The sequence below is a fragment of the Sphingomonas sp. UYP23 genome (genome assembly GCF_054059235.1).
Map to the genome: position 1 here is coordinate 2140884 of NZ_JBSSBX010000001.1, position 14664 is coordinate 2155547.

General features: G+C 67.8%; 16 protein-coding genes. 3 read left to right on the forward strand and 13 right to left on the reverse strand.

Annotated elements, in window-relative coordinates:
* From fliN to ACVWYO_RS10650, 11 genes are read right to left on the reverse strand one after another with little or no spacing between them, the layout of a single operon-like run.
* Positions 1 to 291, reverse strand: coding sequence for a flagellar motor switch protein FliN (fliN, locus tag ACVWYO_RS10600; protein WP_133191004.1), 291 nt, complete (start codon positions 289 to 291; stop codon positions 1 to 3).
* Positions 288 to 1256, reverse strand: a complete 969-nt coding sequence (locus ACVWYO_RS10605) for a flagellar motor switch protein FliM (RefSeq protein WP_457350595.1) — start codon at positions 1254 to 1256, stop codon at positions 288 to 290. Before ACVWYO_RS10605 ends, fliN begins: the two co-directional genes overlap by 4 nt.
* Positions 1257 to 1259: 3 nt before the next feature.
* On the reverse strand, positions 1260 to 1853 hold the full coding sequence (locus ACVWYO_RS10610) for a flagellar basal body-associated FliL family protein (protein ID WP_457350597.1): 594 nt from the start codon (positions 1851 to 1853) through the stop codon (positions 1260 to 1262).
* Positions 1854 to 1872: 19 nt separating this feature from the next.
* A complete protein-coding gene (locus ACVWYO_RS10615; protein WP_457350599.1) occupies positions 1873 to 3051 on the reverse strand; it encodes a flagellar hook-length control protein FliK in 1179 nt (392 codons plus the stop codon).
* 40 nt (positions 3052 to 3091) lie between these two features.
* Positions 3092 to 3511, reverse strand: a complete 420-nt coding sequence (locus ACVWYO_RS10620) for a hypothetical protein (protein ID WP_457350601.1) — start codon at positions 3509 to 3511, stop codon at positions 3092 to 3094.
* 1 nt (position 3512) lies between these two features.
* The gene (locus ACVWYO_RS10625) at positions 3513 to 4841 is read right to left on the reverse strand and encodes a FliI/YscN family ATPase (RefSeq protein WP_457350603.1); all 1329 of its coding nucleotides are present in this window, start codon (positions 4839 to 4841) and stop codon (positions 3513 to 3515) included.
* A gap of 46 nt (positions 4842 to 4887) precedes the next feature.
* Entirely contained in the window at positions 4888 to 5625 is a 738-nt protein-coding gene (locus ACVWYO_RS10630) for a FliH/SctL family protein (RefSeq protein WP_457350605.1), read from the reverse strand.
* Entirely contained in the window at positions 5618 to 6625 is a 1008-nt protein-coding gene (gene fliG / locus ACVWYO_RS10635; protein WP_457350607.1) for a flagellar motor switch protein FliG, read from the reverse strand. Before fliG ends, ACVWYO_RS10630 begins: the two co-directional genes overlap by 8 nt.
* Positions 6622 to 8373, reverse strand: coding sequence for a flagellar basal-body MS-ring/collar protein FliF (gene fliF / locus ACVWYO_RS10640; protein ID WP_457350609.1), 1752 nt, complete (start codon positions 8371 to 8373; stop codon positions 6622 to 6624). The genes fliG and fliF overlap by 4 nt, the downstream gene beginning before the upstream one ends.
* A gap of 3 nt (positions 8374 to 8376) precedes the next feature.
* Complete coding sequence (gene fliE / locus ACVWYO_RS10645; protein WP_457350611.1) at positions 8377 to 8739, reverse strand: flagellar hook-basal body complex protein FliE; 363 nt, start codon at positions 8737 to 8739, stop codon at positions 8377 to 8379.
* A complete protein-coding gene (locus tag ACVWYO_RS10650) occupies positions 8736 to 10028 on the reverse strand; it encodes a sigma-54 interaction domain-containing protein (RefSeq protein WP_457350613.1) in 1293 nt (430 codons plus the stop codon). Before ACVWYO_RS10650 ends, fliE begins: the two co-directional genes overlap by 4 nt.
* A 249-nt stretch (positions 10029 to 10277) precedes the next feature.
* Here ACVWYO_RS10650 and ACVWYO_RS10655 point away from each other — a divergent pair, with 249 nt between their 5' ends.
* Entirely contained in the window at positions 10278 to 11156 is an 879-nt protein-coding gene (locus tag ACVWYO_RS10655; protein WP_457350615.1) for a flagellin N-terminal helical domain-containing protein, read from the forward strand.
* A 161-nt stretch (positions 11157 to 11317) separates the two neighbouring features.
* A complete protein-coding gene (locus ACVWYO_RS10660) occupies positions 11318 to 12193 on the forward strand; it encodes a D-alanyl-D-alanine carboxypeptidase family protein (protein WP_457350617.1) in 876 nt (291 codons plus the stop codon).
* Positions 12194 to 12208: 15 nt separating this feature from the next.
* Here the strand turns inward: ACVWYO_RS10660 and ACVWYO_RS10665 are convergent, their stop codons facing one another.
* Entirely contained in the window at positions 12209 to 12856 is a 648-nt protein-coding gene (locus tag ACVWYO_RS10665; RefSeq protein WP_457350619.1) for a murein L,D-transpeptidase catalytic domain family protein, read from the reverse strand.
* A 257-nt stretch (positions 12857 to 13113) separates the two neighbouring features.
* On the opposite strand from ACVWYO_RS10665, the gene ACVWYO_RS10670 reads away from it, so the two are divergent.
* Positions 13114 to 13737, forward strand: a complete 624-nt coding sequence (locus ACVWYO_RS10670) for a L,D-transpeptidase family protein (protein ID WP_457350621.1) — start codon at positions 13114 to 13116, stop codon at positions 13735 to 13737.
* Positions 13738 to 13815: 78 nt separating this feature from the next.
* On the opposite strand, the gene ACVWYO_RS10675 is transcribed toward ACVWYO_RS10670, so the two are convergent.
* Positions 13816 to 14412, reverse strand: coding sequence for a sterol desaturase family protein (locus tag ACVWYO_RS10675; protein WP_457350623.1), 597 nt, complete (start codon positions 14410 to 14412; stop codon positions 13816 to 13818).
* Positions 14413 to 14664 lie beyond the last annotated feature (252 nt).

Below are 14664 nucleotides of genomic sequence, written 5' to 3' on the forward strand. Positions count from 1 at the left end.
TCAGCCCCGCTTTTCTGGGCTGACCAGCTCGGTCATGCGCACCCCGAAATGGTCGCCGACCATCACCACCTCGCCACGCCCGATCAGCGTGCCGTTGACGAGCACGTCGAGCAGTTCGTTGGCCTGGCGGTCGAGCTCGATCACGCTGGTTTCGCCCAAAGCGAGCAGTTCGCGCAGCGTCAGCGAGGTCGAGCCGATCTCGACGGTCAATTTGACGTCGACATCCTGCAGCAGCCGAAAATTGGCCGCCAGGCTGGTATCGACGGGGAAACCGCCGCTCATCTCGCTCATTGCAGTCCACCCCTGAGATCACGTTCTAAATCGTTCGAAATTGTCGTCAGCCTGATCGCGGCCTTGCCGTTCGACGTGCCGACCGTCCCCGCCCCGAGCCGGTCGCCGCCGACCATCACCGGCACGTCCTGGCCGACGGTAATCGGGATCACGTCGCCCGCCTTGAGATCCATCAGCAGCTGGAGCGAGACCATCGGCTCGGCGAGCACCGAGCGGACCTCGAAGCGCACGTCCATCACCGCGCGGGTGAGACTGTTGCGCCATGCGGGATCGGGCTCGGCGGTCTTGTGGACCTTGCCGGTGAGCGACGGGCCGTGCGGCTTCAACGCCGCGACGGGATAGAGCAGGTCGAGGAACACCGGCTTGGCCGTTCCGACCGCGATGCCGAAGCGCGTGATCACCACGGCGTCGTCGACATCGAGCTCGGGGATCAGCGACGGGTTCGCCTCGACATGGCCGGGGGTGAACTCGATCCGCGCGAGCGGCTCCCACGCCGCCTGCATCGGCAGCGCGAGCATCGCGCCGAGCCGCGTCATCATCGCCTCGGCGGCGGGCGTGAACTCGCTGCCGATGTCGCTCGACACCGCGCCGGTGCCGCCGAAGAACAGATCGAGCAGTTCGAGCACGAAGCGCCCGTCGAGTACCGCGAGCGCCTGTCCCGAGGGCAGGGCGCCCGCCGACGCCATTGTCAACGGCAGCCATGCGGTCAGCCCGTCGGGGCGTTCCGCGCGGTAGTCGGCGAGCCGCTGGACGACGAGCGGCTCGGCCCAGGTGCGGCATTCGCGGCGCAACAGCGGCTCGAACACGGCACGCACGCCGCGCGCGAGCCGCGCCGAGAGATGCTGCACCGTATGCAGATCGCCGAACGGGTTGAGATTGGCGACCCCGAGCGTCGCATGCGCGGCCTCGCGGCGCGGACGTTCGCGCCGGTCGCTTGCTGCGTGCTGAAGGTCTTCGTTAACCATGCCTCACTGAACAACAAAATTGGTAAAGTAAACGTTACCAACGCCTCCGAAACCTTCCTTCTCCTTGAGCGTGTCGTTGATCGCCTTGGCCAGGCGACGCTGGAGCATCTGCTTGCCATTGCTCGAGAAAACCTGTTCCTCGGTGGTGTCGCCGAGCGCCATCAGGATCGATGAGCGGACTGCGATTTCGTTGGTCTTGATGTTCTCGACCACCGTATCGTCGTAAGGAGTCGACACCGCGATGCCGACCTGGACGAAGTGGACGCTGTCCTGCAGGTTCGAGGTGAACTCCTTGTCCATCGCATAATAATTGGAGGCATATTTGTCGCCGCCGGCGCCCGTCGGGGGCTTGTGGCCGCCTTCCTTGGCTTCGCCGCCTTCGCCCGAGCCGGCCCGCTTCTGCTCGGCCTTGGGGACGAGCCGCGGACCGGTCGGTTCGGCCGCACCCTTGCCGCCGCCGATCAGTCCGGCGTTCATCGCATAGAGCGCGCCGCCGACGCCGCCACCGACGAGCACCAGCGCGCCGACGACGAGCAGCACGATCTTCATCATTCCACCCTTCTTCTTTTTGGGCTTTTCTTCGACGGTTTCACTCATGGTCTGGGTCCTTCAAAGGTTACGCGACGCGGGCGTCACTTGGGGTTTCGGTGTCTGCGGCCATCGCGTGCGGTGCTGGGACGAGGAGGGGCGCGGGGCGGGGCTGGGGCGCCGCGCCGTTGCCGCTACCCGAATCGGCCGAGACGCTGGTGTCGCCGATCCGCATGCCGCGCGCCGCGGCAAGCTCGGTCAGCCGCGGCTGTGCCTCGGTCAGCAACGCGCGGGTCGCTTCCTGCTCGGCGGTGAAGTGGACATGGACGCGGTCGCCGACCTGGCGCACCGCGACATCGACCCCGCCGAGCGAATCGGGGATCAGCCGGATGCGCGTGTCGCGCGAATCGGCGTCGTCGCGCAGCGTCTCGATATGCTCGATCATCCGCTGCAGCCCGGTGTCGCGTGTCAGATCGAGCGCGGCTTGGTTCGCATCGCCCGATGCCGCCACGATCGCATGGCTGCTCGCCTGGCTCGGTGCAGCAGCGCCGAGCGCGGCCGCGCCGGCAAGCGCGTCCGAATCGCCGGTGCGCTGCGTCCGGTCGCGCCACGCGGTGGCGAGCGCTGCCGCGAACACCTGGCCCGCCGGCTGTGGCGCGGCGTTCGCGACGATCGCGGTGGCGGTTGGATCGGCCGCGACGAGCGCTGGCGTCTGGGTGTCGTCGTGCACTGGCGGCGTGGTGGGCTGCGCGTCCTGTCGCGCGGTGGTGGCGCGGGTCAGCACCGCGTCGAGCGCCGTGGTGATTGCCGGATCGAGCGGCGGCTGCGTCGCAGTCGACGCGTCGGTGGGTGCGGGTTTGGGTGCGCCGCCGGCGGGGTCGGTCAGTCCGACGGCGGGCGGGGTCGCGGGGAGCGACGGCTGTGCCCCCGTCGTGACGGCGGTTATGGCGGTGGGCACCGGGGTCGGCGCCGCGATCGGCACGGCCGGATCGGGCACGGGAAGCAGCGCCGCGGTCCAGACCGGCGGTGTTCCGCCGGGTGCATCGGCGTCGGAATCGGTCGGCAAGCTCTTGCCGTCGTCGGCAGGGTCGTGCCGGGCGCCGTCGGCCGCCGTCGCAGCGGTGGGCGGGTCACTCGCGGTATCGCGCGAATCGAGGAACGCCTTCAGCGTTTGCCCGAAGCTCGCTGGACGCGCGCTGGCTGGTGTCTTTGCCGCGGATGGGGCGGTGGCAACGGGGGAGGTCGAGAGGGACGGAAGGTCGATCATTGGGGCTCCGGCGCGGCCGCAAACGGCCTTTGTACCGTGATCAGCAAGGATCGTGCCGAACCTTGCGGCCGGCCGGCGCGGCCTCGAGCGCGCGGATTTCCTTGATCACCGCTTGCGCATCGGCACGCGCGATCAGCTTCTCGACCGCGCTCTGGTCGCGGCGTGCCTCGCGCGTTGCTTCGACCGCGCGCTCGGCGGTCGCTTGTGCCGCGCGCAGCCGGCCCTCGGCAGCGTGCGCCGATTGCTGCAGGCGCTCGCGAAAATGCGCTGCGGCGACGAGCGAGAAACCGGCTACCGGTTCAGGCGCGGGTGCGACGCCGGCGGCAAGCTGCGCGATGCGGCCTTTCAGCGCCGCCTCGCTCGCGGTGCGATCATGCGCGCGCGCTTCCTCGGCCTGCACGAGCCCGAGCTGGAGCGTACGGACACGCAGGATGCGTTCGAGCTTGGTCGGCTTGGCCATCTCAGTCGGTGCCGAACACGCCGATCAGCTCGATCGCCGCATCGGGCAGCGAGACCTGCTCGTCGGGGTCCTGCTTGATATATTCCATCACCGCCGGGTGGCACGCGATCGCGGTGTCGATCGCCGGGTCGGCGCCGGCGCGATACGCACCCATCAGCACGAGGTCGCGATTCTCCTCATAGGTGGCGAGGTGACGCCGGAGCGTGCGCGCGGCCTTGAGGTGCGGCTTGTCGACAATGTCGGTCATCACGCGGCTGACCGAGGGGCCGATGTCGATCGCGGGATAGACGCCCCGCTCGGCAAGCTGGCGCGACAGCACGATATGCCCGTCGAGGATCGAGCGCGCCGAATCGACGACGGGGTCGTTGCCGTCGTCGCCATCGGCAAGCACGGTGTAGATCGCGGTGATCGACCCGCCCGAATGGACGTCGGTCCCGGCGCGCTCGATCAGATTGGGGAGCATCGCGATGGCGGAGGGCGGATAGCCGCGCGCACTGGCAGGCTCGCCCAGCGCCAGGCCGATCTCGCGGCCGGCGTGCGCGACGCGGGTGAGCGAATCCATGATGAGCAGGACCTTCTTGCCCTCGGCACGGAACGCCTCGGCGATCGCATGGACGCGCAGGGCGCCGCGAATGCGCAGCACAGGGGAATGATTAGCGGGCACCGCGACGACGACAGCGCGCTTGCGTGCCTCGCCTGCGACCTTGGTTTCTAGGAAATCGGCCACTTCGCGCGACCGTTCGCCGATCAGGCCGATGACGATGACGTCGGCCTCGGCCGCGCGCACGATCATCCCGAGCAGCACCGACTTGCCGACGCCCGAGCCCGCCATGATGCCGATCCGCTGGCCCTGGCCGACGGTGAGCAGGCCGTTGATCGCGCGGACGCCGACATCGAGCGTGTGGAGCACGCGGCCACGATCGAGCGGCGACTGCAATTTGCCCGCGAGCGGCCAGCGCGCCGCGCCACGGATCGGGCCGAGCCCGTCGATCGGCTTGCCAGCGCCATCGACCACGCGGCCGAGCAGCGCCGCGCCGACTTCGGCTTCGCCCGGCGCACCGGTCGGGCGGACCGGGGCTTGTGGCAGCAATGCGGCCGGGCCGCCAAGGTTCATGAGGAGCGTGCGGCCGTTGCGGAAACCGATCACCTCGGCCTCGACCCCCGATTGGCGATCGCCCACCTGGCAGACCGTGCCGACCGGGACGGTGAGACCGACCGCCTCCATCAGCAGCCCGTCGAACGAGGCGAGCCGGCCTGCGACCTTGGGCGCGGGCGCGAAATCGGGGACGCCGAGCGACTCGAGGTATGAGTCGGTGAAGCGGTTCAGCATTTTCCGCCCCTCCCTTCCAGGGAGGGGAGCGCTGTAGTGAAATTCATCATGCCCCCGGCACCGCGACGCGATCGATCGCGTGCGCCAATTGTTCGAGCCACAGCTCGGGCCCGTCCTCGACGATCGTCGCGGCGCTTTCGAGCTGGAATGACCCGCGTGTGAGGCTCGCATCGCCTACCGCAAAGATCTGGCGTGGCAATTTGCCCTCGAGCAACGCGACATCGTCGGGATGGACATGCAGGATCGCCGATTCGGCGGCGTCGCTGAGCAGATCGACCGCGGTCTCGATCCGGCGTGCCAGCAGGTCGGGCGCGATGCCGACCTCGCCGACGAGCCGCGTGACGAGGAACAAGACCGTCTGCCGCAGCCGCCGCGCCACCGCGTCGCGGTCGATGCGGTCATCGGACTGCAGTGCCTGCGCAAGCGAGGCGAGCAACGTGCGGTCGCGCTCGCCCGTCACCGCCATTTCGGCCTGCGCCGCCGCGACGCCTTCGGCATAGCCCGCGGAATGTGCCGCCTCGATCGGGTCGACGAACGGCGTCGCCGCGGCGACGGCGTCGAACGGGTCCCAGCCTTCGGTTGGGTTGGTGTCGGGGTCGGCGGGGGTGAAATGACGCGGGCCGCTCTCGCCCGCCGCTTGCGGCGCGAACGAGACGGGGCCGCGCGCGACCCGGTCGCGCAGATCGGCGGGCGCGAAGCCGCCGACGCGCGGCGCGAACGCCGCCTTGAGCGCTTCGGCCACCCCCTGGCCACGCGAGGAGAATCCGGCGGTGAACTCAGACATAATCGTCTTCGCCTGCACCCATTTGGATCGTGCCGTCCTTGGCGAGGTTGCGCGCGATCTGGATGATCACCTTTTGCGCCTCGAGCACTTCGGAGAGCTTCATCGGACCGCGCGCTTCCATCTCGTCGCGGATACCATCGGCGGCGCGGCTCGACATGCAGCCGAGGAAGCGGGCGCGGATGCTCTCGTCGACGCCCTTCAACGCGCGTGTGAGAATGTCGCTGTCGACGTTGCGGATCAGCGTGCCGAGGTTCTTGTCGTCGAGTTCGAGGAGGTTGTCGAACACGAACATCGCTTCCTCGATCGCCTTCGCCACATCGCGGTCGATCTTGAAAAGCTTGGGCATGACGCGCAGCTCGGTCGCCTTGCGGCCGCTCGACAGGATCTTGGCGGCGTCCTTGGTGCCGCCGAGCGTGACGCCCGCGGGGGCCTGGGACGAACCGGTGCGGTTCGCGAGCATCGTCTTGAGCGTCTCGACCGCCTCGGGGGTGATCGGCCCCAATCGTGCGAGCCGGTGGAGGATGTCGGGCTGGACCGCATCGGGCATCAGCTCGAGCACCTGCGCGCCGACCGCAGGGTCGAGATTGGCGATCAGCACCGCGGCGATCTGCGGATGCTCCTTTTCGATCATAGCGGCGATCTCGCCCGCGTCGAGCCAGTCGAGCAGGTCGAGCTGGCACGATTCCTGAGCGGGCACGATCCGCGCGAGCACGCTGTCGGCTTTCTCCTGGCCGAGCGCGCGCGTCATCACCGCCTCGATCCGCGGGCGCGGGTCGAAGCCGATCGCAGTCCGCTCGCGTGCCTTGCCGACGAAATCGTCGAGCACGCCCTCGACCTCGATCTCGCTGACATCTGCGACGGCGAACATCGCCTTGCCAAGCTGGCGAACTTCCTCGGGATCGAGCTTCTGCAGGATCGCGGCGGCTTCCTCCTCGCCGACGAGCATCATCAGGACCGCGGCGCGTTCGACGCCGGTATAGACGCGGGTGGGGGCGTTCATGACTTGATCATGTCCCGTACGGCGAGCGCAGCGCGCGCCGGATTGTCGCGGGTGAAGCCGCGCACCATGCCGATCCGATCGTCATAGTTGCGCGCATTTTCGAGCGCGTCGATGCTGACCGGCTGGTCGCTGCGTGGCGGCGGGATCTGGCCGCCCTCATAGCCGTCGGGCGGGCCGATCTCGCGGCCGAGCGCGGCGCGCGGCTGGGCCGCAGTGTCGTCGCGCTTCTTGAGCAACGCGGTGGCGAGCGGGCGGACGCCGAGGAACAGCACGAGCAGCGCGATGACCAGCGCCGTCACGTTGCGCGCCACCACCGGCAGCCAGCCGGCCTCGTACCACGGCTGCTTGTCGTCGAGCGCGGTCGCGCCGGCGAACTTGCGGCTGATCACCGTGACCTGGTCGCCGCGCGGCTGACTATAGCCGACCGCGGTCTGGACGAGCTGGGTGATCTGCTGGATCTCGAGCTGGCTGCGCGGCTTGCCCGTTTCCGGGTCACGCAGCAGCACCGCAACCGAGAGCCGCGTGATCGTGCCGGGTGCGGTGCGGCTGACCGAGACTTCCTTGCCGAGATCGTACGCTCGCGAATATTGGTCGCTCGCCTTGAGCGCATCGCTGACCGCGCCGGCGGCTGCCGCGACGACCGGGCCGGTGGCACCGGGCGTCGATGCGACCGGTGTGGCACCCGGGGCAGGGGTCGGCGTCGGGGTCGGCTGCGGCGCGCTCAGCGTCGAGGCGGGCGGCGGCGTGTTCGACAGCGCGCCGGGGATCCCGCCGGGCGCTTGCCCGTCCTTGCCGTTGCCGGTCCACTGACCCTGCTCGACGCGCAGCACGCCCTGCTTGTCATAACTCTCCTTGGTCGCCTGCGTCTCGTTGAGGTCGACATCGGCCTGGACTTCGGTGGTGAAATTGCCCGCACCGATCAGCGGCGTGAGCATCTGCACGACCTGCGCGCGATACTTTTCCTCGATGCGGCGCTGGAAGGCGACGCGTTCGTCGCTCGCCGCACCAAGGGCGCTCTGGTTGGCGCCCTTGGTCAGCAGGCCGCCCATCTGGTCGACGATCGTCACGCCTTCGGGCTTCATGCCCGGCACCGACGAGGCGACGAGGTTGATGATCGACGACACCTGCGCGTCGCCGAGCGAACGGCCGGGCTGCAATTTGACGATGACCGAGGCCGAAGGGGCTGCGGAATCGCGCACGAACACCGATTGTTCGGGCGTGGCGAGATGGACGCGCGCTTCGGCGACGGCGTCGATCTCCTGGATCGACCGCGCGAGTTCGGTCTCGCGCGCCTGGCGCAGGCGTTCGCCTTCGACCGCGCGCGAGACGCCCATCGGGAGATTGTCGAGGATCGCGTAACCACCCGGCGCGGCCTTGGGCAGGCCCTGCCCGGCGAGCAGGATGCGCGCGCGCGAATAATCGTCCTCATTGACGGTCAGCGCGCCGGTGCCCGCGTCGATCTTGGACGTGATGTTGGCGGCCTGCAGCGCGGCGGTGACCGAGGCCTTGTCGGCATCGGCAAGGCCGGCGAACAGCACCTTCTGATTGGGGCTGGCGAGCATCATCCAGGCGAGTGCTGCGGCGCCGATCAGGCCGATCAGCAGCGCCATCGGCAGGCTGCGGCGCACCGCGGGCTGCGCGAGCAGGCCCTGGAGCTGGTTGAGCGGGTTGGCGAAGCGTTCGGGCACCATTGCGGCGAGCCCGGAGCCAGATGACCCTTGCGGAGCGGGGGTGAGAGCGTTGCTCATCGATTATACCGGCATGCTCATGATGTCCTTGTAGGCGGACAGGAGTTTGTTGCGGACTTGCAGCGTCGCCTCGAAGCCGACCGACGCCTGCTGGCGCGCCAGCATCACCTTGGCGATGTCGATCGTCTCGCCGCGCTCATAGCTTTCGGACAGCTTGCTCGCCTCGACCTGACCCTGGTTCACGCTTTTCAGGGCGTCCTCCATCGTCGAGGCGAAGCTGGTCGGCTTGGCTTCGGCTGCCGGCGCAGCGGGGCCCGAGGTTCCCGCGCGGGCGAGCGCCTGGTTGCGTTCGAGGATCTGCGCGCGCAGCGCCATCACGCGGTCGACGCCCATCGCGCCGCCACCACCGATTGCATCAATGCTCATGCCGCACCCACGGCGTATTGGGCCACGCGGCTGGCGGCGGAGACGATGTCGTCACCCTGTTCGCGTGCCTTGGCGAGGCGGTAGCGCAAGGTGCGCTCCGAAATGCCGAGCCGCCGCGCGGTCTCGATCCGGCTGCCGTTGCATGCCGCGAGTGTTTCGCGGATCGCCTGGAATTCGTGCATCTGGACGATGTTGCCGAGCGTCGCGGGTTGGGCTGGCTCGTCGTTCGCGGCGCTTGCGGCGCGCGCGCTCGGGCGGTCGAACACGATGTGTTCGGCCGAGATCGTGTCGCCGCCGGCGAACAGCAGGGCGCGCTGGACGACGTTTTCGAGCTCGCGGACATTGCCCGGCCAGTCGTGGCGCAGCAGCAGGTCGATCGCCGATGCGTCGGGCCAGGGGATCGTGGCGCGTGCGCCCGCGTGGCGCAGGATCAGCGTCGCGGCGAGCGCGGGGATGTCCTGTGGTCGCTCGGCGAGCAGCTTGGTCGTCAGCGGGAAGACCGACAGACGGTAGTAAAGATCGGCGCGGAAGCGACCGGCGGCGACTTCGTCCTGCAGGTCGCGATTGGCGCAGGCGATGACGCGCACGTCGATCGGCTGCGGCGTGGTCGCGCCGATCGGGACGATCTCGCGCTCCTGCAATGCGCGGAGCAGCTTCGCTTGAAGCTGGAGCGGCAGTTCGGCGACTTCGTCGAGCAGCAGCGTGCCACCGTGTGCCGCGCGGAAGAAGCCTTCGCCGCCGGCCGATGCGCCGGTGAACGCGCCCTTCTGGTGGCCGAACAGCAGCGCTTCGAGCATCGTCTCGGGCAGCGCCGCGCAATTGATCGCGATGAACGGGCCGGCGGCGCGGTTGGACTTGAGATGGATCGACCGCGCGAGGACTTCCTTGCCGGTGCCGGTCGGGCCGTTGATCAGCACGGTGATGTCGGCCGCGGCGACGCGATCGGCGAGCGCGTGGAGCGCGAGGCTCTCGGGGTCGGCGGCGGTCGGCATTTCGGGTTCGGCCAGCAGCGCGCGGACGAAGCCCGCGCCGACGGCTGCGTCGGCGCTCCCGAACGCGACCCGTGCCGGGCCGCCGTCACGCGACGGGATGATGGTGCGGCCCTCGCTGCCGAGCACGACGGTGCGCGCGGCGGCGGGCGGGGTCTCGCCCTCGGCGACCAGGAACAGCGCGTCACGCGGTGCCTTGCCGTCTTCGAACGCGCCGATCGCAAAGCCTTGCGCGCGCAGCGCGGACACCAGCGGATAGTGTTGGCGAAGGATCGCGGCTGATGGAACGATGGATCGCATGAAGGGCCCCCTTGAACGAGCCTTGCAATGCCGCAGTTTTGGTAAACGAGTGGTTAAGGACGTTGCCGGTGCGGCAAAGTCTGACCGCTTGGTGTCGCATTGCCGGTAAACACGCGCAAAATCGGCAAAAATGCATCTGGTTTGCAAAAGTGCTTAATCGCCGGCGGGCCCGGTCGTTAGCACCTTTGGCGGCTCGGCTCTCCGATGGGGGGGCGGCGGGATTGCCGGACCACGATGGAGATTCTCACCATGACCGTTATCGGAACCAACGTCGCCGCACTCAAGGCGACCAACGCATCGAACTCGGCGAGCTCGGCGCTCTCGACCAGCATCGAGCGCCTGTCGACCGGCAAGCGCATCAACTCGGCCAAGGACGATGCCGCCGGTCTCGCGATCGCCTCGTCGCTGACCTCGCAGATCAAGGGCCAGAACCAGGCGATCCGCAACGCCAATGACGGCATCGCGCTCGCCCAGACCGCAGACGGCGCGCTCGGTGAAGCGACCAACATCCTGCAGCGTCTGCGCGAACTCGCCGTCCAGTCGGCATCGGGCACCTACAAGGACGCCGATCGCGGTAACCTGCAGACCGAAGCGACGCAGCTCCAGTCGCAGCTCCAGGATATCGTCGGCAAGTCGACCTTCAACGGCGTCAAGCTGTTCGGCAGCACCGATACGACGATCGGCATCCAGACCGGTTCGAGCGGCACCGACAAGGTCGACCTCAAGATCTCGGCGCTCGACCTGACCGCGGTCGCCGGCACCGCCGCTGTCGCGGCCGATGCCACCGCCAACCCACCGGTCACTGCCGCGGCCGCAGTTGCAGCAACGCTCTCGATCTCGACGGCAGCTGGCGCGACGACCGCACTGACCACGCTCGACACGGCGCTCACCGCGGTCAACTCGACCCGCGCTTCGATCGGTGCTGGCGAAAGCCGTCTGAGCTCGGTCGTCAACACGCTGACCTCGAACGTCGCCAATCTGACCGACGCGAAGAGCCGGATCGAAGACGTCGATTTCTCGACCGAAACGACCAACCTCGCCAAGGCGCAGATCCTCAGCCAGGCTTCGACCGCGCTGCTCGCGCAGGCGAACCAGTCGCAACAGGGCGTGCTCAAGCTGCTCGGCTAAACGGCTCGGCTCCGGCGCCCGACCCCCGATATCGGGTGTCGGGGCTGCGCGACCCCGGTCCCCGTCATGGGGGCCGGGGTTTTTCGCGGGCGTGCCCCGCCACCCAAAAAAATGCGGGTGCGCAATCTCATGTTAAGCGAGCGGTGGTCAAAGACCGGACGATGGCTTTTGTAGATGTAAGCGTAAGCGTACCCCCCGCGCGATCGATGCGGATCGTGATCGGCATTGTGGCGCTCGCCTGCGGGCTCGCGGCGCAGCCGTCGAGCGCGCGCGTCGCGCCGCGCGCACCCGTCTCCGAGTTGCTGATCAACGCATCGACCGGGCGCGTGATCTTCGCCAATTTGCCCGACTCGCCGCATCGTCCGGCGTCGCTGACCAAGATGATGACGCTCTATCTGCTGTTCGATGCGCTCGAATCGGGCAGGGTGCGGGTCACCGAGTCGATCCCCGTCTCGCGCAACGCCGCACGCCAGCCGGCATCGCGGCTGGGTCTGACGGCGGGCACCTCGCTGCCGCTACGGACCGCGGTGCAGGCGATGGCGGTGCATTCGGCGAATGACGTGACCGTCGCGATCGCCGAACGGCTCGGCGGCAGCGAGGCGGATTTCGCCGTGCTGATGAACGCCAAGGCGCGCCAGCTTGGCATGACGCGGACGCGCTTTGCCAATGCATCGGGGCTGACCAATGCCGGCAACCAGACCACCGCGCGCGACATGGCGACGCTGGCGCGCGCGTTGCTGCGCGATCATCCGCGCGAATATCCCGTTTTCGCGACGCGCGCGATCACCTGGCGGTCGCGGCGCTACGTCAATCACGACCATCTGCTCGGCAAGGTTGGCGGGGTCGATGGGATCAAGACCGGCTACACGGCAGACGCTGGCTACAATATCGCGACATCGGCCAAGCGCGGCGGGGTGCGCGTCATCGCGGTGGTGCTCGGCGAGAAGTCGGTTCAGGCGCGCGACGTGCGGGTCGCCAATCTGGTCGAACTCGGCTTCACGCCGCCGCCCGCGCGCCATCGCCGCGGCGCTTTCTAGCGTCGCGGCGGTCGCTTACACCTTGGCAGAATAGATCATCCGGCCTTCGCCGAGCCGCGCAAAGACCTGCTGGAGATCGCCCTCGCTGACCGCGAAACAGCCCTGGCTGCGGCCGAGCTGGCCGTGTGTGCGCAGCATGTCGGGATTGGCGTACCAGGCGGCATGGACGACGAGCGCGCGCGCCAGCGCATTGTTGTTGGTCGGATCGAGCCCGATCAGGCGCTGCGACCTGCCATGCTTGCCGACATAGTAATCCGAGGCGAGGAAGGCGCCTTCGCTCGATGCGTTCGAGCCCTCGGTGTTCGAAAAGCGCTGGAGGAAGCCGCTATGCGTCGGGTCGCTGCCGCTGCCATGCGCGACGAGCAAGGTCGTCGTCATGCCGTTCGCCATGTCGATCAGATAGAAGCGTGGCTGCGCCGAAGGCTGCGCGAAATCGGCGATCGCGATCCGGTCGCGGTGCGCGATCCGCGATCCGTGGCGCTGCAGCGCGGCCATTGCGCGACGGAGCAGTTCGGGGCGCACGACGCGGCTCGAAGCGAGCGGCTGGACGGTAGCGGGCACTTGCGCTGCGGAGGCGGCGCGCGGGAGCGCGGCGGCGCCAAGCAGAGCGAGCCCGGCTTTGCCGAGGTTGCGCCGCGAAAGGGTGAATGCTGGATCTTGCACGATGGGTAACAGGTCCTTCGGAAACGACGCCCACGGCATAGCACGGAATCGATCGACGCGTTGCGCGACGGGCCGATATGTTCCGGATTTTAGGGCATTTCGTCGCGGGGCTTGACCCGCTCACCGCAATCCTTTCGAGCGCGGCGGCCCTTCGGAGGTTTTCGGATCAAAATCCTCTGCTTGGCGTTCTGCTCCTGATCCTGGCCTGCGGCCGCGACTCGCGCGACGACGGACGGAACAAACAATCGAGGTGCGCTATGGCTTCACGGCTTTCGCGCCGCGGCGTGTGTGCCGCGGCGGTCGGTTTTGTATTGGCATCGATGCCGCTTGCCGCGCAGGCGCGCAGCGCTGGTTTGACCAGCGAGTCGGTCGCGACGATGGGTGCGGGCAGCTACCTGTGGGATGACGCGTCCGGCGCGGTGTCGTCGCCGAGTGGCGTCCGGTTGCTCGTCAGCATCCCGGATCAGAAATTGTACGTGTACCGCGGCTCGACGTTGCTGGCTGTGTCGGCGGTTTCAACGGGCAAGCCGGGGCATGATACGCCGACTGGCGATTTCAAGATCCTGCAAAAGGCGGTCAAGCACAGTTCGAACCTCTATAACGCCGCGGCGATGCCCTATATGCAGCGCATCACCTGGGACGGCGTGGCGATCCATGCCGGGCGCGATCCGGGTTACGCCGCCTCGCATGGCTGCGTCCGGGTTCCGATCGCCTTTGCCAAGCGGCTCTATGCGATCACCCAGCTTGGTGCGCGGGTAACGATCACCGACGAATCGCTGACGGATCAGGTAGTCGCTGCGCCCGTGACGAAACCGGCCCCGGTGGAAACGCCGGTACAAGAAACAGAAGTCGTCGCCGCTCCGGTCGAGACGAGCTCATAAGCCCTGCTCGGCCGCGCGAGCGAATTGCTAGCGCGAAGCGCGCGAGTCTGTCGCTAGCGTCGCGCGCCGACAGCCGGATCAGCAGCGCTTCGTCGGCACTTCGGTTCCGAAGACGCGATCCCAGAAGATCGCGGTGATCGAGAAATTGCCTTCCTCGTGCGCATAATGGTGCCGGATATGGTGCCGCTTCAGGCGCCCGAGCACACCGTGCCGCAACGGGAATTGGTGAACCGCGTAATGGACGGTGTCATACACGACATAGCCGATCCCGAAGCCGATGAAGACCACCGAACCGATCGGCCCTGCGACGAGATACAGCACAAGCCATACCGTCCCGCAGATCGCCACGCTGACGAACGGCGGCATGATGTTGCGCAGCGCGTCGTTGGGCTGGGTATGGTGGTTGCCGTGCGACAGGAAGAGGAAGGCGCGGCCGAGGTTCGAGGTGAGCGGCATATGGAAGATGAAGCGATGCATCGCATATTCGAACAGCGACCAGAGGAACAGGCCGAGCAGGACCAGGCCGACCGATTCGGCGAAACCCGCCACACCCCAGCTCGCATAGACCGCAAGTGCGAGCATGGCTGCCCAGGTCAGTACGAACGCAGCCGGCGAAACCACCGTGGTCCGTTCGAGAAAGTCGTTGCGAAACAGCCTGATCCGCGGCTCCTTCACGCTCTCTCGCCTTTGTCGCGTCTCGGTGGTCGGCATGGTGATCCTAGAACGGGCTACGCAATTTTAGCTGCGGTGCAGCGAAGCTGGTACACCGGGCGAAAGCCGGGATCAATTCGTAATAGCGGATTGAAGGTGGAGATGTGATTAAGCTAAAAGGCTTTTGGGAGCGAGTAGCGGCTGTTCCAGGGGAAGTCAGCCTGAGGTATCCGGCAGGGTTACGCTCTTCGTTACTGTTTTAGCACAGGATAGCCG